25 protein-coding genes and 1 tRNA gene are annotated in these 20,733 nt (G+C 71.0%); 23 read left to right on the top strand and 3 right to left on the bottom strand.

All coding sequences use genetic code 11. The annotated features are described in order from the left end of the window. Positions 1 to 106: 106 nt before the first annotated feature. Positions 107 to 652, top strand: coding sequence for an RNA polymerase sigma factor (locus tag AB0J76_RS00130; RefSeq protein ID WP_352330009.1), 546 nt, complete (start codon positions 107 to 109; stop codon positions 650 to 652). Beyond that, positions 639 to 1,379 (top strand): hypothetical protein, encoded by a 741-nt coding sequence (locus AB0J76_RS00125; protein WP_352330007.1) that lies wholly within the window; start codon positions 639 to 641, stop codon positions 1,377 to 1,379. Before AB0J76_RS00130 ends, AB0J76_RS00125 begins: the two co-directional genes overlap by 14 nt. Here the strand turns inward: AB0J76_RS00125 and AB0J76_RS00120 are convergent. After that, a complete protein-coding gene (locus AB0J76_RS00120; protein ID WP_352330006.1) occupies positions 1,368 to 2,390 on the bottom strand; it encodes an adenosine deaminase in 1,023 nt (340 codons plus the stop codon). The genes AB0J76_RS00125 and AB0J76_RS00120 overlap by 12 nt on opposite strands. 106 nt (positions 2,391 to 2,496) lie before the next feature. Between AB0J76_RS00120 and AB0J76_RS00115 the strand changes: the two genes are divergently transcribed. Together AB0J76_RS00115 and AB0J76_RS00110 are read left to right on the top strand one after the other, a co-directional pair. Continuing rightward, on the top strand, positions 2,497 to 3,078 hold the full coding sequence (locus AB0J76_RS00115) for a hypothetical protein (RefSeq protein WP_364388266.1): 582 nt from the start codon (positions 2,497 to 2,499) through the stop codon (positions 3,076 to 3,078). A 41-nt stretch (positions 3,079 to 3,119) separates the two neighbouring features. Next, positions 3,120 to 3,638 carry a hypothetical protein gene (locus tag AB0J76_RS00110; protein ID WP_352325436.1) on the top strand — a complete coding sequence of 173 codons (519 nt, stop codon included), beginning with the start codon at positions 3,120 to 3,122 and terminating at the stop codon, positions 3,636 to 3,638. A 130-nt stretch (positions 3,639 to 3,768) separates the two neighbouring features. On the opposite strand, the gene AB0J76_RS00105 is transcribed toward AB0J76_RS00110, so the two are convergent. Next, positions 3,769 to 4,986 (bottom strand): pyridoxal phosphate-dependent aminotransferase, encoded by a 1,218-nt coding sequence (locus AB0J76_RS00105; RefSeq protein WP_352325434.1) that lies wholly within the window; start codon positions 4,984 to 4,986, stop codon positions 3,769 to 3,771. 149 nt (positions 4,987 to 5,135) lie between these two features. Between AB0J76_RS00105 and AB0J76_RS00100 the strand changes: the two genes are divergently transcribed. From AB0J76_RS00100 to rplL, 8 genes are all read left to right on the top strand, one after another. Next, a tRNA-Trp gene (locus AB0J76_RS00100) sits at positions 5,136 to 5,208 on the top strand. A 77-nt stretch (positions 5,209 to 5,285) separates the two neighbouring features. Beyond that, positions 5,286 to 5,531, top strand: a complete 246-nt coding sequence (gene secE / locus AB0J76_RS00095; protein ID WP_125642950.1) for a preprotein translocase subunit SecE — start codon at positions 5,286 to 5,288, stop codon at positions 5,529 to 5,531. A 75-nt stretch (positions 5,532 to 5,606) separates the two neighbouring features. Beyond that, entirely contained in the window at positions 5,607 to 6,404 is a 798-nt protein-coding gene (gene nusG / locus AB0J76_RS00090; protein ID WP_352325433.1) for a transcription termination/antitermination protein NusG, read from the top strand. A gap of 117 nt (positions 6,405 to 6,521) precedes the next feature. Further along, positions 6,522 to 6,953: a 50S ribosomal protein L11 gene (gene rplK / locus AB0J76_RS00085; RefSeq protein ID WP_125642947.1), complete on the top strand. Its 432-nt coding sequence runs from the start codon at positions 6,522 to 6,524 to the stop codon at positions 6,951 to 6,953. Between the two features lie 61 nt (positions 6,954 to 7,014). Further along, positions 7,015 to 7,734, top strand: a complete 720-nt coding sequence (gene rplA / locus AB0J76_RS00080) for a 50S ribosomal protein L1 (RefSeq protein WP_352325431.1) — start codon at positions 7,015 to 7,017, stop codon at positions 7,732 to 7,734. A 295-nt stretch (positions 7,735 to 8,029) separates the two neighbouring features. Further along, the gene (locus tag AB0J76_RS00075) at positions 8,030 to 8,857 is read left to right on the top strand and encodes a DUF1396 domain-containing protein (protein WP_352325430.1); all 828 of its coding nucleotides are present in this window, start codon (positions 8,030 to 8,032) and stop codon (positions 8,855 to 8,857) included. A gap of 239 nt (positions 8,858 to 9,096) precedes the next feature. After that, positions 9,097 to 9,621 carry a 50S ribosomal protein L10 gene (rplJ, locus tag AB0J76_RS00070; protein WP_125642941.1) on the top strand — a complete coding sequence of 175 codons (525 nt, stop codon included), beginning with the start codon at positions 9,097 to 9,099 and terminating at the stop codon, positions 9,619 to 9,621. Between the two features lie 72 nt (positions 9,622 to 9,693). Continuing rightward, complete coding sequence (gene rplL / locus AB0J76_RS00065) at positions 9,694 to 10,086, top strand: 50S ribosomal protein L7/L12 (protein WP_352325429.1); 393 nt, start codon at positions 9,694 to 9,696, stop codon at positions 10,084 to 10,086. A 117-nt stretch (positions 10,087 to 10,203) separates the two neighbouring features. On the opposite strand, the gene AB0J76_RS00060 is transcribed toward rplL, so the two are convergent. Beyond that, entirely contained in the window at positions 10,204 to 10,617 is a 414-nt protein-coding gene (locus AB0J76_RS00060) for a nuclear transport factor 2 family protein (protein WP_352325428.1), read from the bottom strand. 92 nt (positions 10,618 to 10,709) lie between these two features. On the opposite strand from AB0J76_RS00060, the gene AB0J76_RS00055 reads away from it, so the two are divergent. The 11 genes from AB0J76_RS00055 to AB0J76_RS00005 all read left to right on the top strand — a co-directional run bounded on the left by AB0J76_RS00055 (position 10,710) and on the right by AB0J76_RS00005 (position 20,158). After that, complete coding sequence (locus AB0J76_RS00055; protein WP_352325427.1) at positions 10,710 to 11,273, top strand: TetR family transcriptional regulator; 564 nt, start codon at positions 10,710 to 10,712, stop codon at positions 11,271 to 11,273. A 130-nt stretch (positions 11,274 to 11,403) separates the two neighbouring features. Further along, the gene (locus AB0J76_RS00050) at positions 11,404 to 12,405 is read left to right on the top strand and encodes an ABC transporter ATP-binding protein (protein WP_352325426.1); all 1,002 of its coding nucleotides are present in this window, start codon (positions 11,404 to 11,406) and stop codon (positions 12,403 to 12,405) included. Positions 12,406 to 12,476: 71 nt separating this feature from the next. After that, positions 12,477 to 13,223, top strand: coding sequence for an ABC transporter permease (locus AB0J76_RS00045; protein ID WP_352325424.1), 747 nt, complete (start codon positions 12,477 to 12,479; stop codon positions 13,221 to 13,223). Then, on the top strand, positions 13,220 to 14,002 hold the full coding sequence (locus tag AB0J76_RS00040) for an ABC transporter permease (protein WP_352325423.1): 783 nt from the start codon (positions 13,220 to 13,222) through the stop codon (positions 14,000 to 14,002). The genes AB0J76_RS00045 and AB0J76_RS00040 overlap by 4 nt, the downstream gene beginning before the upstream one ends. After that, the gene (locus AB0J76_RS00035; protein WP_352325422.1) at positions 13,999 to 15,054 is read left to right on the top strand and encodes an MCE family protein; all 1,056 of its coding nucleotides are present in this window, start codon (positions 13,999 to 14,001) and stop codon (positions 15,052 to 15,054) included. Before AB0J76_RS00040 ends, AB0J76_RS00035 begins: the two co-directional genes overlap by 4 nt. After that, on the top strand, positions 15,051 to 16,043 hold the full coding sequence (locus AB0J76_RS00030) for an MCE family protein (RefSeq protein ID WP_352325421.1): 993 nt from the start codon (positions 15,051 to 15,053) through the stop codon (positions 16,041 to 16,043). Before AB0J76_RS00035 ends, AB0J76_RS00030 begins: the two co-directional genes overlap by 4 nt. Continuing rightward, complete coding sequence (locus AB0J76_RS00025; RefSeq protein ID WP_352325420.1) at positions 16,034 to 17,023, top strand: MCE family protein; 990 nt, start codon at positions 16,034 to 16,036, stop codon at positions 17,021 to 17,023. The genes AB0J76_RS00030 and AB0J76_RS00025 overlap by 10 nt, the downstream gene beginning before the upstream one ends. Continuing rightward, a complete protein-coding gene (locus tag AB0J76_RS00020; RefSeq protein WP_352325419.1) occupies positions 17,020 to 18,000 on the top strand; it encodes an MCE family protein in 981 nt (326 codons plus the stop codon). Before AB0J76_RS00025 ends, AB0J76_RS00020 begins: the two co-directional genes overlap by 4 nt. Next, positions 17,997 to 19,157 carry an MlaD family protein gene (locus tag AB0J76_RS00015; RefSeq protein ID WP_352325418.1) on the top strand — a complete coding sequence of 387 codons (1,161 nt, stop codon included), beginning with the start codon at positions 17,997 to 17,999 and terminating at the stop codon, positions 19,155 to 19,157. Before AB0J76_RS00020 ends, AB0J76_RS00015 begins: the two co-directional genes overlap by 4 nt. A 6-nt stretch (positions 19,158 to 19,163) precedes the next feature. Next, a complete protein-coding gene (locus tag AB0J76_RS00010; protein WP_352325417.1) occupies positions 19,164 to 19,664 on the top strand; it encodes a hypothetical protein in 501 nt (166 codons plus the stop codon). Then, positions 19,661 to 20,158 (top strand): hypothetical protein, encoded by a 498-nt coding sequence (locus AB0J76_RS00005; protein WP_352325416.1) that lies wholly within the window; start codon positions 19,661 to 19,663, stop codon positions 20,156 to 20,158. The genes AB0J76_RS00010 and AB0J76_RS00005 overlap by 4 nt, the downstream gene beginning before the upstream one ends. Positions 20,159 to 20,733: the final 575 nt, after the last annotated feature.

Below are 20,733 nucleotides of genomic sequence, written 5' to 3'. Positions count from 1 at the left end.
CTTTGAGGGGCAGACGGATTGCACGAGTCTAATGCCCCCGAGGATGACCTGATGCGTGAAACACCCTTCCCCGGGCGCGGGCCGATGCGATGGAATCTGACACGCCATGGACGACGACGAGGCGATCGCCCGCTCGCTCGACGGTGACCTGGGGGCCTACGAGGTCCTGGTCGCCAGGTACAGCGCGCTCGCCCACCGCACCGCCGCCCTGCTCGGCGCGGGCGACGAGGCCGAGGACGTCGTGCAGGAGGCGTTCGTCAAGGCTTTCCGTCATCTGTCCAAGTTCCGGCGGGACGCGCCTTTCCGTCCCTGGCTGTTGCGGATCGTGGCCAACGAGACGCACAACCTCACCCGGGCCCGCGGGCGCCGCTCCGACCTCGCCGTACGGCTCACCGCCGCCGACCCCGCCGGTGCGGTGGCCCCCGACGACCCCGCGGGCGCGGCCGTCGCCACCGACCGGCGCGCCCGGCTGCTGGCGGCCGTACGCGGGCTGCCCGAGCGGGAACGCCAGGCGGTCGTGTGCCGGTACTTCCTGCAACTGTCGGAGGCGGAGACGGCCCAGGTGCTCGGCTGGCCGGTCGGTACCGTCAAGTCCAGCACCCATCGGGGGCTGGCCCGGCTGAGGGAGGAGGTGGGCGGTGAACTCGCATGACCCCTTCGACGACCTGGAAGCCGAACTGACCGCCCTCGGCCCCCTCCTCGACGCCCCGTCCCCGCCGCCGGACGACGTCGCCGCCGCCGTGCGCGCCCGCCTGGAGCTCCAGCCTCAGAAGCACAGGCGGCGGACGCAGCGGACACGGCGGGCGCGGTGGCGGATCGTGGCGGCCGTCGTGCTGGCCGTCGTCGCCGTCACGGCCGCCACCCCCCAGGGCCGCGCCGCCGTGGCCCGGGTCCTCCGCCTGGCCGGCGTCGAACTGCAGCTCGGCGACACACCACCCACCCCGGTACGGACCACCGCGAACCTCCCCGGCGAGCACCCGGTGGCCCCGGACGACCTGCCCGACCTGGTGAGGTTCCACGTCAGAACCCCGGCCGAGCTCGGGCCCCCCGCCCGCGCCACCGTCGCCGACCAGGGCCGGCTGGTGTCGATGTTCTGGCCGGACGGCGTCCGGCTCGACCAGTTCCAGGGCGGCGTGGACCCGTTCTTCTTCAAGAAGCTCGGCCCGCCCTGGCCCGACTACGTCGAGATGGCCGGGACCACGGCCTGGTGGATCCCCGGCGCGCACCCGCTCCGCTACATCCGCCGCCAGGACGGCACCGAGATCCCCCTGCGCCAGGCCGCCCCCACCCTCGTCTGGCAGCGGGACGCGCTCACCTACCGCCTGGAGGGCGCCGGCACCAGGGAACGAGCGGTGCGGATCGCCGGGTCACTCCGGTGAGCCGGTCAGCCAGTCGTCCACGCCCTTGAGCAGCTCCTTGCGCACCGTCTCCGGCGCGGTCGAGGACCGGATCGACTGCCGGGCCAACTCGGCGATCTCCGCGTCGGAGAACCCGTAGACCTCCCTGGCCAGCTCGTACTGGCGCAGCAGCCGGGTGCCGAACAGCAGCGGGTCGTCGGCGCCCAGCGCGATCGGCACCCCGGCGTCGAACAGCCGCCGCAGCGGCACGTCCGCCGCCCGCTCGGCCACCCCCAGCCCCACGTTGGACGTCGGGCACACCTCGCAGCAGATCTGCCGGTCGGCCAGCCGCTGCATCAGCCACGGGTCCTCGGCCGCCCGCACGCCGTGCCCGACCCGGTCGGCGCCCAGGTCGTCGATGCACTGGCTCACGCTGCGCGGCCCGAGCAGCTCGCCGCCGTGCGGCACGGCCAGCAGCCCGCCGCGCTTGGCGATGCGGAAGGCCCGCTCGAAGTCGCGCGCCGCGCCGCGCCGCTCGTCGTTGGACAGGCCGAAGCCCACCACGCCCCGGCCGGCGTACTGGGTGGCGAGCCTGGCCAGGGTGTTCGCGTCGAGCGGATGCCTGGTCCTGTTGGCCGCCACGATCACCGGCATGTGCACCCCGGCGTGCTCGGCGGCCTGCCGCGCCGCGTCGAGCATCAGCTCCAGCGTGGCCGTGAGCCCGCCGAACCGCGCGGCGAACCCGGACGGGTCCACCTGGATCTCCAGCCAACGGGAACCGGCCGCCGCCTCGTCCTCGGCCGTCTCGCGCAGCAGCCGGTAGACGTGCTCGGGACGGCTCAGCACGGACCTGGCGATGTCGTACAGCCGCTGGAACCTGAACCAGCCGCGCTCGTCGGTGGCCCGCAGCCGCGGCGGCCAGTCCTGCTCCAGCGCGTCGGGCAGGTGCAGCCCCTGCTCCCTGGCCAGCTCGATCAGCGTCGAGTGCCGCATGGAGCCGGTGAAGTGCAGGTGGAGATGGGCTTTGGGCAGCGTGTGCAGGGGCCGGTGCATTTCCATATTTTGCCACTGGCCCCAGGTGCGGACTCGCATGTCGCCCAAGGCTGCGGGACCGGCATCGGCACGGTAGAGATCGCCCGGATCGGGGGATCAACCGTCCATGATCCCTGAGGGTGCCGGCGGCGCGGGGCAGGGCCGGCGCGCGCTGCTCGCCGGACTGGCGTTCGCGGTGACCGCTCTCGCCATCTACGCCCTGTTCCACTCGGGTTTCGGCCGTCCGCACCCGCCTTCGGCGGGCTCGTCGTACGTGCCCCCGCCGCCACTGAAGGCGCCGTCGCGCCCCGGCGCGGCGGCGCGGGCCGAGCCCCCGCTGGCGGTCGTCTCCGACGACCTCTGGCTCACCTACCTGCCCCGCGGCCTGCGCCGCAGCGGCGGCGGCCCGGTCGTCCCCGACGGCGTCCGGGCCAGGTACGGCACCGCCAAGCGTTACGTGGAGGCCCAGGTCGAGCACGGCACGATGGCCGCCGACTGGGACACCTACCGCGCGCACGCCGGCGTGCTGGACCCCGCCGAGACCACGATCAGGGGCCGGCCCGCGGTCGTCGGCGCGCATCCGGGCGGCGGCAGGGTGATCGCCTGGCTGGAACGCCCGGGCACGGGCGCCTGGATCCGGGTGAGCGACTCCCTCGGCGGCGAGCTGCTGCCTATTGCCGCCTCAGCCCGTGCTCCTGTAGGAGACTAGGAGCCTTTACCCTGGTTGATCCCACGAGTCATGGGGGGACGATGCGGCGCCCGGCAGCGGTGTTCATCACGTTCGCGCTGGCCGCAGGCACGGGCGGGTGCGGCGGCGACCCGCCCCGACCGCCCAGCACCACCCCGCCGCCGCCGTCGGCGAGCGAGCCGGCGACCGGGAAGCCCGTCAGGCTGGCCTGCGGGTCGACCAGGCTGGAGATCCCCGGCGCGCCCCCGCCGCTGGCCCGCGCCGGCACCTTCGGCCGCCTGGGCGGGCTCGCCAGGCGGCTCACGGTCAAGGGCGTGATGTGGCGCGACGACGAGGACGAGCAACTGCGGGTGGGCGTGGTGTGCGGCGTGCGGACGGCCGAGCACTTCGCCACGCTGGTGGCCCGCTCGACCCTGACCGCCTACCGCGGCAAACCCGCGCTGCGCTGGACGAGCCGCGACGGCCTGCGCAACTTCATGTGGCTGGAGAGCCCCGGCACGGCCGTCTACCTCGCCGCCACGCCCGGCATGACCGCCCAGCTCCGCCAGACCGCCGCCGCCGTCAGACCCGCCGCCTCCTGACCCGCCTCCTGACCCGTTTCCCGAGCCGTTTCCCGAGCTGCTTCCTGAGCCGTTTCCCGAGCCGCTTCCTGAGCCGGCGTCGGCGCCCCGCCGTGGCCTCGGAAGGCCGGCAAGGCGCCGCGTAGGCCGCTCAGCGAGCCTCGGACAGCAGCTTGGCCATCCGGCTGACGCCCTCGACCAGGTCGTCGTCACCGAGGGCGTAGGACAGCCGGAAGTAGCCGGGGGTGCCGAACGCCTCGCCCGGCACGACCGCCACCTCGGCCTCCTCCAGGATCAGCTCGGCCAGCTCCGCCGACGACCCGGGCCGCCGGCCGCGCAGCTCCTTGCCCAGCAGCCCCTTGACCGACGGGTACGCGTAGAACGCCCCCTTCGGTTCCGGACAGAACACGCCCGGGATCTCGTTGAGCATCCGCACCATGGTCTGGCGCCGTCGGTCGAAGGCCGACCGCATCTCGGCCACGGCCGACAGGTCGCCGGAGACCGCGGCCAGCGCCGCCCTCTGCGACACGTTGGCCACGTTGGAGGTGGCGTGCGACTGCAGGTTGGAGGCGGCCTTGACCACGTCGGACGGGCCGATCAGCCAGCCCACCCGCCAGCCGGTCATCGCGTACGTCTTGGCCACGCCGTTGAGGATCACGACCCGGTCGCCCAGCTCGGGCACGGCCGTGGCGATGCTGGTGAACTCGGCGCCGCCGTAGACCAGGTGCTCGTAAATCTCGTCGGTGATCACCCACAGCCCGTGCTCGGCCGCCCACCGGCCGATCGCCACGGTCTCCTCGCGCGAGTAGACCGCGCCCGTCGGGTTGGACGGCGAGACGAACAGCAGCGCCTTCGTGCGCTCGGTGCGGGCCGCCTCGAGCTGCTCGACGCTCGCCAGGTAGCCCGTGGACTCGTCGGTCACCACGTTGACCTGCACGCCCCCGGCCAGCTTGATCGCCTCGGGGTAGGTCGTCCAGTAGGGGGCGACCACGACGACCTCGTCGCCCGGGTCGAGCAGCGTGGCGAACGCCTCGTAGACGGCCTGCTTGCCGCCGTTGGTGACGAGCACCTGGGACGGCTCGACGGAGTAGCCGGAGTCGCGCCGCGTCTTGTCGGCGATGGCCTGCTTCAGCTCGGGAAGGCCGCCCGCCGGCGTGTACTTGTGGTTGCGCGGGTCGCGGGCCGCCTCGACCGCCGCCTCGACGATGTAGCCGGGCGTCGGGAAGTCGGGCTCGCCGGCGCCGAAGCCGATGACCGGACGGCCGGCCGCCTTCATCGCCTTCGCCTTGGCGTCCACCGCGAGCGTGGCGGACTCGGAAATCGCGGAGATTCTTGCGGAGATACGGGGTCGCGTGGACATGCCTCCCATGCTCCCACGCGGGCGTGACCTGGGCGATCAGGTTTGGGTTCGACGTACCGGGCAATCCCCCGTATGCTTTCGCCTGGTCCTTCCGCCGCATGTCGGCGAGCGGTTCGGTCCAGGCAGTGAGTCAATCAGGGTAGTGTGGTTGACGACATAGGGCACTGGCGCAATTGGTAGCGCACCGGTCTCCAAAACCGGCGGTTGGGGGTTCGAGTCCCTCGTGCCCTGCGAGTGCGGTCCGCGCAATAATGGCGTGTAAGCGCGCCGCAAAACTGCGTTGGATACGACAGATTCAGGTGAGGACTGTGGCGATCGACACGCGCGGCGAGACCGCAGGCAAGCCCAGTGGCGAGAAGAAGACACGCACTTCACCTGCCCTTTTCTACCGGCAGGTCGTCAACGAGCTCCGCAAGGTCATCTGGCCGACACGCAAGGATCTCATCACCTACACCACGGTCGTTCTGGTATTCGTTCTGATCATGGTGGCGATCGTTTATGGGCTCGACGCCGCTCTGGGCTGGGCCGTCCTCCGCGTCTTCGGCGGGGAGTGATCCCGCCTAGCTCGACACCGTGTGGTGTCGGCTGACGGCGACACCATTCGATTCGAGGAAATGAGGAAAGGTCACGTGTCCGAGTCTTCTGTTCCGGCCGAGGAACCCCGCGACGAGCGGGGCGACGACGAGCTGGGAGAGGCCACCGACGAATGGGGCGACGAGCTGGGTGAGGCTCGCGACGAAGGCGTCGAGGCGGCTCTCCAGGAGGCCGACGAGACCGACGAGGTCGAAGAGTCGGAGGAGGCCCCCGCCGACGCGGAGGCCGAGATCCTGCCCGACGTCGACCCGGTCGAGGAGTTCAAGAGCTCCCTGCGCGGGCTTCCCGGCGAGTGGTACGTGATCCACTCCTACGCCGGCTACGAGAACCGCGTGAAGTCCAACATCGAGAGCCGCAACGTGTCGCTCAACATGGAGGACTACATCTACCAGGTCGAGGTGCCCACGCACACCGTCCAGGAGTTCAAGAGCGGCAAGAAGGTCCCGGTCAAGGAGCGCGTGCTGCCCGGCTACGTCCTGGTGCGCATGGAGCTGACCGACGAGTCCTGGGCCGCCGTGCGCAACACGCCCGGCGTGACCGGTTTCGTCGGCCTGTCCAACAAGCCGAGCCCGCTCAGCCTCGACGAGGTCGCCAAGCTGCTGGCGCCCGAGCCGTCCGAGGAGAGCAAGAAGGCCACCACCAAGGCGGCCTCCGGCCCCACGGTCGAGTTCGAGATCGGCGAGTCCGTCACGGTCATGGACGGCCCCTTCGCCACTCTGCCCGCCTCGGTCAGCGAGATCAGCCCCGAGTCGCAGAAGCTCAAGGTGCTCGTCTCGATCTTCGGTCGTGAGACCCCGGTCGAGCTCTCGTTCAACCAGGTCTCGAAGATCTAAGACGATCACCTACACTTAGACGTTCGGTCGGCCGCCTTTCGCGAAGGGTGGCCTTCCGACATGTCCGGGCGCATCCGCGTCCGGACGGCATCACGATCAGGACCCGGAGAAGGACTCATGCCTCCGAAGAAGAAGATCGCGGCGCTCGTCAAGGTCCAGCTCCCCGCTGGCCAGGCCACGCCCGCTCCGCCGGTCGGTACCGCCCTCGGTCCCCACGGCGTCAACATCATGGACTTCGTCAAGCAGTACAACGCTGCGACGGAGTCCCAGCGGGGCAACATCATCCCCGTTGAGATCACCATTTTCGAAGACCGCAGCTTCACCTTCATCACGAAGACGCCCCCGGCGCCTGAGCTGATCAAGAAGGCCCTGGGTCTCGACAAGGGCAGCGCCGTCCCCCACAAGGACAAGGTCGGCCGGCTGACGCGCGAGCAGCTGCGCAGCATCGCCGAGACCAAGATGCCCGACCTCAACGCCAACGACGTCGAGGCTGCAGAGAAGATCATCGCCGGCACCGCCCGGTCGATGGGCATCACGATCGCCGACTAAGACCTTTTCCCAGATCCGTGGGAGGGCCGGGTCCCGGCCCGCGTACCACAAGGAGACAGACATGAAGCGCAGCAAGGCGCACAAGGACGCGGCGGCCAAGGTCGACCGCGACAAGCTCTACACGCCCGCCGACGCCGCGAAGCTGGCCAAGGAGACGTCGACCACCAAGTTCGACGCCACCGTGGAAGTGGCGCTGCGGCTGGGTGTCGACCCTCGCAAGGCCGACCAGATCGTGCGCGGCACGGTCAACCTCCCGCACGGCACCGGTAAGACCGCCCGGGTCCTGGTCTTCGCGACCGGTGACCGTGCCGAGGCAGCCCGCGAGGCGGGCGCCGACATCGTCGGCGCCGACGAGCTGATCGACGAGATCGCCAAGGGCAACCGGCTCAACGAGTTCGACGCCGTGGTCGCCACTCCCGACCTCATGGGCAAGGTCGGCCGTCTGGGCCGCGTGCTCGGCCCGCGCGGTCTCATGCCCAACCCCAAGACCGGCACCGTGACGCCCGACGTCGCCAAGGCCGTGACGGAGATCAAGGGCGGCAAGATCGAGTTCCGCACCGACCGGCAGGCCAACCTGCACTTCATCATCGGCAAGACGTCGTTCCCCGAGCGTCAGCTCATCGAGAACTACGCCGCCGCCCTTGACGAGGTGCTGCGTCTCAAGCCGTCGGCGGCCAAGGGGCGTTACCTGAAGAAGGTCACCTTCTCCACCACCATGGGCCCCGGCGTCCCCGTCGACCCCAACCTCACCCGTGGCCTGACCGCCGAGCTCGACGCGTAACGGCCGCACGTTCTTCGAAGGGCCCCCGCCTGTCCCAGGCGGGGGCCTTTCGCTTTGCCCGGGTGCCGGCGAGCGTCGGGTCCCGGTTCGCCCGGGTGCCGCCGAGCGTCGGCTTCTGGTTCGCCTGCGTGCCGACGAGCGTCGGGTCGAGCCCGAGTTTTCGGCGGGGATGATCTCTCCAGGTGAGCGGGGATGTGCAGAAATCGTGCACAGCCTGTGGGGGAGAACCCTGGGTTTTCCCCGAATTATGCGGGGAAGTCGCCACGATGGGACAAGCCAACCGTAGGGTCAAAACATGCTGAAGCGCAGGATAAGTCTCGCCACCGCCGTGGCCGGAGCTGCTCTCATCGCGGCCTCGGTCGCCGGGTGCGGTACGAACGTGCAGCCCATCCAGGTCAACCTGGCCGCCTCAGAGGTGCTCGCGCAGGCCGCGCAGAAGACCGCAGAGGTCACCAGCTACACGGTGGACGCCGTCGCGAACGTGACACACCCCCAAGAAGGCAACGGCAAGGTGCAGGGACGCATGCTCTACCAGAGCAAGCCCCAGCTCGCCGTCGACCTGACCCTCGACACCGTCGACATGGGCGGCCGGAACCTGCCGGGCGGCGTGCGCGCCGTCCTGCAGGGTGACACCGTCTATGTGAAGGTCGAGGCCCTCAAGCAGCTCGTCGGCGCCACCAAGCCGTGGATCAAGGTCGCGCTCAACGAAGTGGGCGACCAGAACCAGGTCAACCAGTACCTCAGCCAGATCCAGCAGTTCGACCTCGCCAACGTGACCAAGCTGGTAACCGTGTCCAAGGACGTGAAGCAGGTCGGCACCGAGAGCGTCAACGGCGCGGACACCACCCACTACAGCGGCACGTTCCCCGTGGACGCCGCCGTCGGCCAGCTGCCCGCCGACAAGCAGCAGCAGGCCAGGACGAACCTCGCCGAGCTCAAGGACGTCAAGTTCGACATCTGGGTGGCCGGCGACGGCCTGCCCCGCAAGCTCACCCTGAACGGCTCCAAGGAGGGCGCCACGCTGGACGCCACCCTGCTGTTCAAGGGCTTCAACGAGCCCGTCAAGGTCGAGGCCCCGCCCGCGGACCAGGTCGGTGAGCTGCCGAAGACGACCGTCAACTGAGAACCGATTTGGAAACTCGGCGACCAGCACGTACTCTGGTCGTTGCCGAAGACCGCCGGTCGTCGTCAGGTGCATCAGTCCTGGCGACCGAAGGATCCACGTTCTGTGGACGGCCCGCGCAGGTGTGATGCGAGTTTCCCATATGGTGCAGTTCCATATGTGAGCCCCGTGCGCCCCTGCGCCCGGGGCTGTTCTCATTTCCAGGGGCCTTCGCCGGCGGCACACCTGGAAGGAGGCCCATGGCGAGGGCGGATAAGGCGACAGCCGTTGCCGAGCTCAAGAGCGAGTTCGAAGGCAGCAGCGCCGCCGTTCTGACCGAGTACCGCGGTCTCACCGTCGCTCAGCTCAAGCAGCTGCGCGTTGCTCTTGGTGAGAATGCGAAGTTCGCCGTGGCGAAGAACACCCTGACCAAGATCGCGGCTAACGAGGCCGGTCTGTCGTTCCCCGACGACCTGCTCACGGGCCCGACCGCGATCGCCTTCGTCAACGGCGACGTTGTCGAGGCGGCCAAGGGTCTGCGTGACTTCGCCAAGGCCAATCCCCTTCTGGTGATCAAGGGTGGTGTGCTCGACGGTAAGACGCTCGACGCCACCGAGATCACCAAGCTCGCCGACCTCGAGTCCCGCGAGGTCCTCCTCGCTAAGCTCGCCGGTGCTCTCAAGGCGAAGCAGAGCGCTGCCGCCGCGGTTTTCGCCGCGCTGCCCACGCAGATGGCTCAGCTGGCCGACGCCCTTCGTGCCAAGCGCGAAGAAGCGGGCGAGTAACACGGGGGTTGCCGCAACTTCCGCGGTCCCGTTCCTAGTTTTCTGCAAGTCCTAAACGTAAGGAAAAGCATCATGGCGAAGCTCAGCACCGACGAGCTGCTCGACGCGTTCAAGGAGATGACCCTCCTCGAGCTGTCCGAGTTCGTTAAGCACTTCGAAGAGGTCTTCGACGTCAAGGCCGCCGCCCCCGTCGCGGTCGCCGCCGCCCCCGCCGCCGCTGGTGGTGGCGAGGCCGCCGCCGTTGAGGAGCAGGACGAGTTCGACGTCATCCTCGAGGCCGCCGGCGACAAGAAGATCCAGGTCATCAAGGAGATCCGGGCCCTCACGTCCCTGGGCCTCAAGGAGGCCAAGGACCTGGTGGACGGCGCTCCCAAGCCGGTCTTCGACGGCAAGGTCAACAAGGAGCAGGCGGAGAAGGCCAAGGCTGCCCTCGAGGGCGCCGGCGCCACCGTGACCGTGAAGTAACTTCCCACTTCACACAGCTCTTCGGAAGAGGCGGACACACCCTGGTGCCGGGTGTGACCGCCTCTTTTCGCATGTACGGGGACGGCACCGGCCCTGCGCGGGACACCCTCGGCGGCATCACCCGGAAGTGGCTCCGGCTTCGCGGGCCGCCTCCCGGACCCTGGCGATGGCGCTCGCGTCCATGAAGTCCTTGCAGTGGACGATCCGCCCGCCCCTGATCCGCAGCATCAGCAGCCCCGGGACGGTAATCGCCCGCTCGCCCACCTTGACGTGCGCGTTCTGCTCGACGACCACCACCTCCGGATCGTCCGTACGGTGCAACGCGATCCGCTCCACCTTCTGCGGCACGGCGGGGGAGACGCCCCAGGACGCCCGGTACCCGGCCCGCACCGCCTCCCGCCCCTCGTACGGCGGCAGCCCGCCGAACGGGAACTCGTGCCTGCCGTCCTCCGCGTACAGGTCGGCCAGTTCGTCGGCCGACTTGCGCAGCATCGCGCCGTGGAAGGCGCCGACGATCTCCTCGACGGTCATGACCACCACTCCTCACATCTCGCTCAACACCCGTTGACTCAACGAGCGTAGAGCGAATCCGGACGAACGGTCAACACAGGTAGAGTCGGACTGTGAGCGAGCGAGTGCTTCCCCGTGCCGAACGACGGCGCAGAACCGAGGGAAGGATCCTCGACGCGGCCAGGGCGCTGTTCGCCGAAGTCGGCTACGAGCGCGCCACCATCAGGGCGGTCGCGAAGTCCGCCGCGGTCGACCCGGCCCTGGTCATGCAGTACTTCGGCAACAAGCAGGAGCTCTTCAGGGCCGCCGTGCGCGCTACGCCCGCCCCCGAGGCCGCCACCACCCCCGAGGAGCTGGTCGAGCACCTCCTCGGCACCCTCGACGTGAAGATGGGCGAGCTGCCCCAGGGGTCGCTGGCGATGATGCGTTCGATGCTCACCCACCCCGAGGCGGGCGCGGCGGCCCGCGAGGCGCTCGCCCGGCAGGTCGACAGGCTGGCCGCGTCGATCCCCGGCGAGGACGCCCGCCTGCGCGCGGCCCTGATGACCACGATCCTGCTCGGTGTGACCGTCGGCCACCAGCTGCTCGAGCTGCCCGAACTGCGCGACGCCCCGCCGGAGCGCATCGCCCGGCTGCTGCGCCCGAGCCTGCGCGCCCTTACTGGACCCGAAGTCTGATAACCGCCGGGTAACAAGTTATTGGAATCGGTTCCAATTCCTCGGTTCGCCGCTACCGTGAGGGCATTCTGGAAGTAAAGTGTGCGGCACGTTATCCCCTGAGTGCTCCCTGTGATCGGGAAGGTGGCCAGTGGGCGTCGAGGTCGTGGTCGAGGGGTTGACCAAGTCGTTCGGTCGGCAGGTCATCTGGGAGGATGTCTCGCTCACACTGCCCGCGGGTGAGATCTCGGTGCTGCTCGGCCCGTCGGGCACCGGCAAGTCCGTCTTCCTCAAGACACTGGTCGGCCTGCTGCGTCCCGACCGCGGCCACATCTGGATCGACGGCCACGACCTGGCGAGCTGCCCCGAGCGCACGCTCTACGAGCTGCGCCGGCTGTTCGGCGTGCTGTTCCAGGACGGCGCCCTGTTCGGCTCGCTCAACCTCTACGACAACATCGCCTTCCCGCTGCGCGAGCACACCAGGAAGACCGAGGCCGAGATCCGCAGGATCGTGATGGACAAGATCGACCTGGTCGGGCTGGTCGGCGCCGAGGGCAAGCTGCCCGGTGAGATCTCCGGCGGCATGCGCAAACGGGCCGGCCTGGCCAGGGCGCTGGTGCTCGACCCCGAGATCATCCTGTTCGACGAGCCCGACTCCGGCCTCGACCCGGTCCGCACCGCCTTCCTCAACCAGACGATCGTCGACATCAACGCCGACATCGAGGCCACGTTCCTGATCGTCACCCACGACATCAACACCGCCCGCACGGTCCCCGACAACATCGGGCTGCTGTTCCGCCGCGAGCTGGTCATGTTCGGGCCGCGCGAGATGCTGCTGTCCAGCGACGAGCCGGTGGTGCGGCAGTTCCTCAACGCCCGCAGGCACGGCCCGATCGGCATGTCGGAGGAGAAGGACATCTCCGAGCTGGAGGCCGAGGCCCAGATGGGCCACGACCCCGGCGGGCTGCCGCCGATCCCGCCGCAGCTCATGCCGAGCGGCAACGTGCTGCGCCGCTCGCAGCAGCCGCCCGGCCGGTGGCTGGCGGCCCACGGCGTGATCCCGCCGCAGGGTTCGTTCGTGGACGAACGGGGCCGCAACTGGCTGGAGGAGTACCCCCGGCTGATCGACGCCCACGCCGACGGCGTCGCCTAGACCATGAATCCGACCGAGAAGTGCCTCCTCGCGGCCCACGAAGGTTACTGTCAGCATTCGATCGGCCGCACATGGTGACGGCGGAGGTCGGGCGGTTCGTCGCCATGTCGCTCGACACCGCCAGGGCCGCCGCGCGACGGCCGTTCCAGGTGCGCGAGCTCGTCCGGCAGGCGTGGTTCATCGTCAGCGTGAGCGCCCTGCCCACCGCCCTGGTCGCCATTCCTTTCGGGGCCGTGCTCGCCATGCAGACCGGCAACCTCATCCGCCAGTTCGGCGCCCAGTCCTTCACCGGGGCCACCGCCGTGCTCGGCATCGTCCGCGAGGCGGGCCCGGTGGTGACCGCGCTGATGATCGCGGGCGCGGCCGGCAGCGCGATCTGCGCCGACCTCGGCGCCCGCCGGATCAGGGACGAGATCGACGCCATGGAGGTGCTCGCGGTCGACCCGCTCCACCGGCTCGTCGTGCCCAGGGTGGCCGCGTGCGCGCTGGTCGCGCCGCTGCTCAACGGCCTGGTCGTCACGGTCGGGCTGGTCGCCGGCTACCTGTTCAACGTGGTCGTCCAGGGTGGCTCGCCCGGCGCGTACCTGCAGTCGTTCAACGCTCTGGCCGAGGTCTCCGACCTGTGGGTCTCGGAGGGCAAGGCGCTGGTATTCGGGGTCACGACGGGGCTCGTCGCCGCGTACAAGGGGCTGGGCGCGGCGGGCGGGCCCAAGGGCGTGGGGGAGGCGGTCAACCAGGCCGTGGTGTTCGCCGCCCTGCTGCTGTTCGCCGAGAACTTCCTGATCAGCGCGGTCTACAACGAGCTGGTGCGGTCATGAGGGCGCTCGACCGGCAGGGCGCGTTCTACGCCAGGGCGATCAGGGCCCTTCCGGCCGGCGCGCGCTACCGCCGGGAGGTGCTCAGGCTGCTGGCCGAGGTCGGGCTGGGCAGCGGCGGCCTGGCGGTGATCGGCGGCACGATGACGATCGTCGCCTTCATGACCTTCTTCACCGGCACCGAGGTCGGCCTGCAGGGCTACACCGGCCTCGACCGCATCGGCGGCTCGGCCTTCACCGGCTTCCTGTCCAGCTACGTCAACACCCGCGAGATCGCCCCGCTGGTGGCCGCCATCGGCCTGTCGGCCACCGTGGGCTGCGGGTTCACCGCCCAGCTCGGCGCGATGCGGGTCGGCGAGGAGATCGACGCGCTGGAGGTCATGGCGGTCCCGCCGGTGCCGTTCCTGGTCACCACGCGGCTGATCGCCGGCTTCGCCGCCGTCATGCCGCTGTACGTGCTCGGCCTGCTCGCCTCCTACGTCGCCACCCGCCTGATCGTGACCGTGCTGCACGACCAGTCCACGGGCACCTACGACCACTACTTCGAGCTGTTCCTGTCGCCCTACGACGTGTTGTGGTCCTTCGGCAAGGCGATGGTCTTCGCCGTCCTGGTGATCCTCATCCACTGCTACCACGGCTTCCACGCCACCGGCGGGCCGGCCGGGGTCGGGGTGGCGGTCGGGCGGGCCGTGCGCGCGGTGCTGGTGACGGTCAACGTCGCCAACCTCCTGCTCGGCCTGGCCATCTGGGGCACGACCACGACGGTGAGGCTGGCCGGATGAGACACGGCGCCGCGCTCCTGGCGATCATCGCCGCCTTCACGGCCCTGACGCTGGCCGTCTACTCGAAGGCGTTCTCCACCGCCCGGCACGTCACGCTGCTGCTGCCCGCCGCCGGGCTGCAGCTCGACCGCCGGGCCGACGTCAAGGTCAACGGGGTCGTGGTCGGCGAGGTGACCGAGGTGGCGCCCGCCGACCACGGCGCCCGCCTCACCCTGGCCCTCGACCACGACGTCGACCGCGCCTCCACCGCAGAGCTGCGCGCCAAGACCCTGTTCGGCGAGAAGTACGTCGCCCTGATCCCGCCCGGCTCGCCGCGCGGCCCGCTGCGCGACGGCGACGTGATCAGGGCCTCGTCCGCCGCCGTCGAGATCACCGAGATCCTCGACCGCCTGCTGGCCCACCTGCGCGCCGTCCATCCCGAACGCCTGAACGCCGTCCTGAACGCCCTGGCCACCGCTCTTGACGGCCGCGGCGCCCGGCTCGGCACGACCCTGGACAGAACCGACGCCTACCTGCGCCGCCTCCAGCCCCACCTGCCCGCGCTGAAGCGGGACATCGCCAAGCTCGCCGACGTCACCGCCCGGTACGGCCAGGCCGCCCCCGACCTGCTGCGCACCCTGGCCAACAGCGCCGCGATCGGCCGCACCCTCACCGCCGCCCCCATCGGCCCGGCCACCGCGGCCGTCACCCGGGCCGCCACCGCCGCCGACCGCCTGCTGAGCACGGACGAGCCCGGGATCGTCGGCCTGCCGCACGTCGTCCGGCCGGCCCTCGACGTGGCCGCCCACCACGCGCCCGTCATCCCGTGCGTCCTGCGCGGCCTCGACCGCCTGCGGCCGTTGCTGGACAACGCCTTCGGCCACGGCAGCGCGAAGGCGGTGCTGGAGATCGTCCGGCCGGCGCACCCGTACGAACCGGGCAAGGACACCCCACGTTACGCCGACCGCAGAGGCCCGGCCTGCTACGGCCTGCCCGACCACGCGCCCGTGCCCTTCCCGGGGGTGCGCTTCGACGACGGCACCGCCGACCTGGCACGGCTGATGCTGCGATGACCACGCTCGGGCCGGCGCTCAAGCTGGCCGTCTTCGCCCTCGTCACCACCCTGTGCGTGGCCACCCTCGCGATCACGATCTCGGGCGCCCGCTTCACCGCCGCGGTCGTCTACCACGCCCTGTTCACCGACGCCTCCGGGCTGCGCGAGGGCGACGAGGTGCGCATCGCCGGCGTGCGGGTCGGCCGGGTCGAGAGCGTCACGCTGGCGGGCGTCCAGGCCGAGGTCGCCTTCTCCGTGCGGCGCACCACCGCGCTGCCCCGCGGGGTCGTGGCCGCCGTCCGCTGGCGCAACCTCGTCGGCGACCGCTACCTGACGCTGTCCACCGGCCCCGGCGGCCCCGGCCTGCTCCCGCCGGGCGCCCGGGTGACCGACACCCGCCCGGCCCTCGACGTGACGGCCCTGTTCAACGGCTTCAGGCCGCTGCTCAACGCCATCCGCCCCCAGGACGTCAACAAGCTGAGCTGGCAGATCGTCCAGGTGCTGCAGGGCGAGGGCGGCACGGTCGAGGCCCTGCTCGGCCACATCGCCTCCCTCACCGGCACGCTCGCCGACCGCGACGCCGTGATCGGCCGCGTGATCACCAACCTCGGCGCGGTGCTCGGCGAGATCGCCGGCCGGGAGCACGACTACGACCGCCTGCTGATCGACCTGCGCGCCCTGATCGGCGGCCTGGCCGGCGACCGCGAGGCCATCGGCGACTCGCTGGCCACCCTCGACCGCCTCACCGCCGTCACCGGCGATCTCGTCCGCAGGGCCCGGCCCGACCTGCGGGCGAGCGTCCGGCACGCGGACGGGCTGCTCAAGGCGCTCAACGCCAGGAGCGCACTGGTCCAGGACACCCTCGCCCGCGCGCCCGACCGTCTCGGCCGGCTCGTCCGGGCCTCCTCCTACGGGTCGTGGTTCAACTTCTACCTCTGCTCGCTCACGGTCAGGAGCGGCGGCGTGCGCACTCCGAAGATCGTCAACGGGAGCCCGCGATGCCGCTGACCCCCTTCAGGAGACACGATCCCGTGCCGCTGGGCGTCGGCGGCATCGTCGTGGCCATCGCGCTGGTCGTGGCGGCCCTGGCGGTCGGCGGCCTGCCGCGCGGCAGCGCGTACTCGGCCGCGTTCGCCGACTCGGCGGGCCTGCGCGAGCACGACGACGTGATGATCGCCGGGGTCAAGGTCGGGGAGGTCACCGGCGTCGATCTCGAAGGCGACCACGTCCGCGTCGATCTGCGGGTGGCCGACGACGTCCGGCTCGGCTCGCTGACCAGGGCGGACATCCGGATCAAGACCCTGCTCGGCGCCCACTTCGTCATGCTCGTCCCCGAGGGCGGCGGCCGGCTCCAGGGGCAGATCCCGCTGTCGCGCACGAGCGTTCCCTACGAGGTCGCGCCCGCCGTCGCCGACCTGGGCGCGGCCGCGGGACGCGTCGACGAGCGGGCCCTGGCCAAGGCCATGACGGTGTTGTCGCAGACCATGGAAGGCTCCTCGACGGAGATCAGGGCCTCCCTCCGGGGGCTCGGCAGGCTCTCGCGTACCGTCGCCGCCCGCGACGCCCGCCTGCACGACCTGGTCAGCCACGCCCGTACCGTCACCGGCCTGCTGGCCCGCCGCAACGCTGACCTGCACGGCCTGGTCACCGACGGCGACCTGCTGCTGCGCGAGGTCTCCGCGCGGCGGGCCGTCGTCCACGGGCTGCTGGTCAACACGGTGGCGCTGGCCGGGCAGGTCGACGGGCTGGTCGCCGACAACAGGACCACGTTGAGGCCCGCACTGGAACGGCTGCGCTCCTTCGTCGCCGTGCTGCGCCGCCAGGAGGAGAGCCTCGACCGGTCGCTGGCCCTGCTCGGGCCGTTCGCCCGCCAGCTCGCCGACGCGACCGGCAACGGACGCTGGTTCGACACGATCATCCAGAACCTGGTCCCGCTGCCCGCCTCCGTCCAGCCGCCCCACCCCCTGCCGGAAGGACCCGTGCGATGAGAGGCCCGCTCGTCCTGGCGCTGCTGCTCCCGACCCTGGCCGGCTGCGGCTTCGAGGGGGTGGCCTCGCTGCCGCTGCCCGGCGGCGCCGACCTGGGCGAGCGGCCGTACGCGGTGACCATCCGGTTCGCCGACGCGCTCGACCTGGTGCCGCGCTCGCCGTGCAAGGTCGACGACGTCACCGTGGGCGAGGTCACCGGCGTGGAGCTGGGCGACGACTGGCGGGCCGACGTCGTCTGCGAGGTGCGCGGCGACGTCGCCCTGCCCGACCGCACGTCGGCGGCGATCTCCCAGACGAGCCTGCTGGGCGAGAAGTTCGTCAAGCTGCTGCCCGCCGGAGGCGGGCGGTTGAGCGGCCCGATCCCGGCGGCCAGGACGAGCACGACGGCCGAGGTCGAGGAGGTGTTGTCGGCCGCGTCGCTGCTGGTCGACGGCGGCGGCCTCGACCAGGTCGCGACCGTCGACCGCGAGCTGGCCGCCGTGCTCGACGGCCGCTCGGCCCGGCTGAAGGACCTGCTGCGCAGGCTCGGCGCGTTCGCCGCGGGGCTCGACGGCTCCAAGAAGCAGATCGTCCGGCTGATCGACGCCCTCGACGGCCTCACCGGCACCCTGGCCGCCCAGCGCGCCACGATCAGGGCCACCGCCACCGAGATCGGCCCGGCCGTCATCCTGCTCAAGGACCAGCGCGCCGGCCTGACCGCCATGCTCGCCGCCCTCGACCGGCTCGGCCGCACCGCCACCCGCGTCGTCGAGCGTTCCCAGGCCGACACCCTGGCCGACCTGCGCCACCTGCGCGAGCTCCTGCTCAACCTCGACCGGGCGCGCGACAGCGTCGCGTCGGGGCTGGCGACGGCGATCACGTTCCCGTTCCCGGGGTCGGCCTCGTCCATGCTGCGCGGCGACTACGCCAACACCGACCTGACCGTCGACGCCTCGCCCGGCGCCACGCTGCGCAACCTGCTCGGCGGTGCGCGATGACCGTCAGGCTGCTGGCGTTCGCGCTGATCGGGGTGGTGGCGGTGGCGTACACGCTGGTCAGGTACGCCTGGGTGGGCGCCGACCTGTTCGACCCCGCCTACCGGGTCACCGTCGAGCTGGCCGACGCGGGCGGGCTGTTCGACGGCTCGGAGGTGACCTACCGAGGGGTGCCGATCGGCCGGGTGGTGTCGCTGGCGGTGGCGGGCGACGGCGCGCGGGCCGTGGTCAGGCTCGGGTCCGGCGACCCCGTCCCGGCCCGCGGCCTGCTGGCGGTGGTGGCCAACCGGTCGGGCGTGGGGGAGCAGTACCTGGACCTGCGGCCCGCCGGGGGCGCGGGGCCGTACCTGCGGGAGGGGGACGTGATCGACCGCGCGCACACGCGGCTGCCGGTCCCCACGGCCCGGCTGCTCGGCGACACCGACCGGCTGCTGGCCTCGGTCGACCCGCGCGACCTGGAGACGGTCGTCACCGAGCTGGACAAGGGGCTCGGCGGCAACGGGGCCGCCCTGCGACGGCTGGCCGACGCGGGCGAGAAGCTGCTCGGACAGGCCGAGAGCGTGCTTCCCGAGACGGTCGCGGTCCTGCACGAGGGGGAGACCGTGCTCGACGCTCAGCGGGCCTCTGGGGCCCATCTGAAGGCATTTGCCGGGAATCTGGCGAGCTTGACGGATTCGCTCCGCGACGGTCGCGGCGACCTCGCCCACCTGATCGGCCGCACCCCGCGCGCGGCCGGGTCGCTCGAACGGCTGACCGACGGCGTCGCGCCGCACCTGCGCCCGCTGCTGACCCACCTGGTGATCGGCGGCCGTACGGTCTCCGCCCGGGTCACCGCCCTCCGGCAGCTCCTGATCGGCTACCCGGCCGCCGTCGCGGGCGCCTTCTCCGTGGTCGACCGGGACGGCCTGCACTTCGGCCTCGACCTCGACCTCAACGTGCCCAGGCCGTGCACCCGCGGCTACGAGCGTGTACGCAGGCGACAGCCCCACGACGTCAGCACCCGGCCGCCCGACCCGAAGGCGTTCTGCAGGGAGCCGCGCGGCAGCGCGACCGGCGTGCGCGGCGCCCGCAACGCCCCGGCTCCCCAACCGCCTCCGTCGATTCCAGGGCTTGAAGACTGGCTCGCGGGTTATGATCCGGCGACCGGCCGGAAGGGGTGAGCACAGGTGGGAGCACTTCCCGCGCGCCCGGCACGCATCCTGGTGGCCGCCCTCAGCGTGACGCTGGCGGCGCTCGTCGCCGCCGGCGTGTGGATCTCCCTCCAGGCGCGTGACGCGCAGGCCCTGGCCGACGACCGGCAGGCCGCGCTGCTCGCGGCCGGCACCCACGCCAAGAACCTGGTCTCGCTCGACTACAAGACCGTCGACGCCGACGTGCAGCGCATCCTCGACACCTGCACGGGCGGGGCCAGAACCGGCTACCAGGCCATCGCGGGCAAGCTCAAGAGCACCACGGTCGCGAACAAGGTCGTCCAGCACGGCGTCCTGCGCGCCACCGGCCTGGTGTCGATGTCCGGCGGCACGGCGAAGGTGCTGGTGGTGGCCGACGCCGAGATCCGCTGGGACGGCTCCAAGAGCCCGCCCCAGGAGCGCTTCTACCGCTGGACGATGGACGTGACCAAGGTCGGCGGCGTGTGGCTGGTGTCGAAGGTGGTGCAGGTGGTGTGAGAACCGTCACTGTGGTGCTGCTCGGCGTCCTGGTGATCGTCGCGGGCGTGCTGGTGCCCAGGATGTGGTTCGACCTGCGTGACCTGCGGGGGGCCGAAGGAGCCGGGGCCGAGGCGATGGCGACGGCCCGCCAGGTCGCTCCCGACATGTTCTCCTACGACTACCGCTCGGTGGAGGCCGACCTGGCCCGGGCCGGGGCGTACACGACGGGCGAGCTGACCAGGCATTACAAGGAGCTCACCACGTCGCTGGTGTCCAAGGCCAAGGCCGAGAAGACCGTCCGCACCGCGGCCGTGGTGGACGCCGGCGTCGAGCGCGCCACGCCGGACAGGGTCGAGGTCCTGTTGTTCGTGAACATGGTTACGGTAAAAGTAGTGCCGAACCAGGACAGGCCCCAGCAACAGGTGACCCAGAACCGGGCCCGGTTCGTCATGGTCAGGCAAGACGGGCGATGGCTGGTCGAGGGGCTGTCCACGCTGCTGGGAACGGCCTGAGCCGCCGGGCGTGCCGCTACCTTCAATTGTTACCAAAAATCAGGTTTGGCGAAGCCCTTGATAGGGGTACTCCAGTCACAGCTACATCGGTGGTCGGCATGGGTTCGACCCCCGGGGTGACGGAGCGTTAACCGCCCACGATCGCGGGTATCGTCTTGGGCCTGGCGGTAGGCGCCCGATCACACTGGGGAGAAAACCCAGCGTCCGGGCCTCTAGGCGGCTAAAAGTCGGGCTTGCGGGCTTGACGTTTGCGGCTGAACGGGCGATGCTGCGACCAACGTGGAGCATGCAGCGAGAGCGAAGTGGACAGGCGTGTGCCGTTCGGCTACACTGCCCCTTTGCGCTGCCCTTTGACGACCCGTGATGCTTGCTCACGTTGCGAGGTTGTCTGGCGTGCGTGTAGTCAGTCCGCCGCGAGCCCTCGGAAGGACATCTGTTGGCAGCCTCGCGCAACGCCTCCGCCGTACCCGCTGGTCCCCGTCGCGTCTCTTTCGCGCGCATCCAGGAGCCCCTCGAAGTTCCTGACCTCCTCGCCCTGCAGACCGAGTCGTTCGACTGGTTGCTGGGCAACGAGA

Source organism: Nonomuraea sp. NPDC049624 (genome assembly GCF_040675255.1).
GTDB lineage: Bacteria > Actinomycetota > Actinomycetes > Streptosporangiales > Streptosporangiaceae > Nonomuraea.
This window is presented reverse-complemented; position numbering and strand designations above follow the sequence as displayed.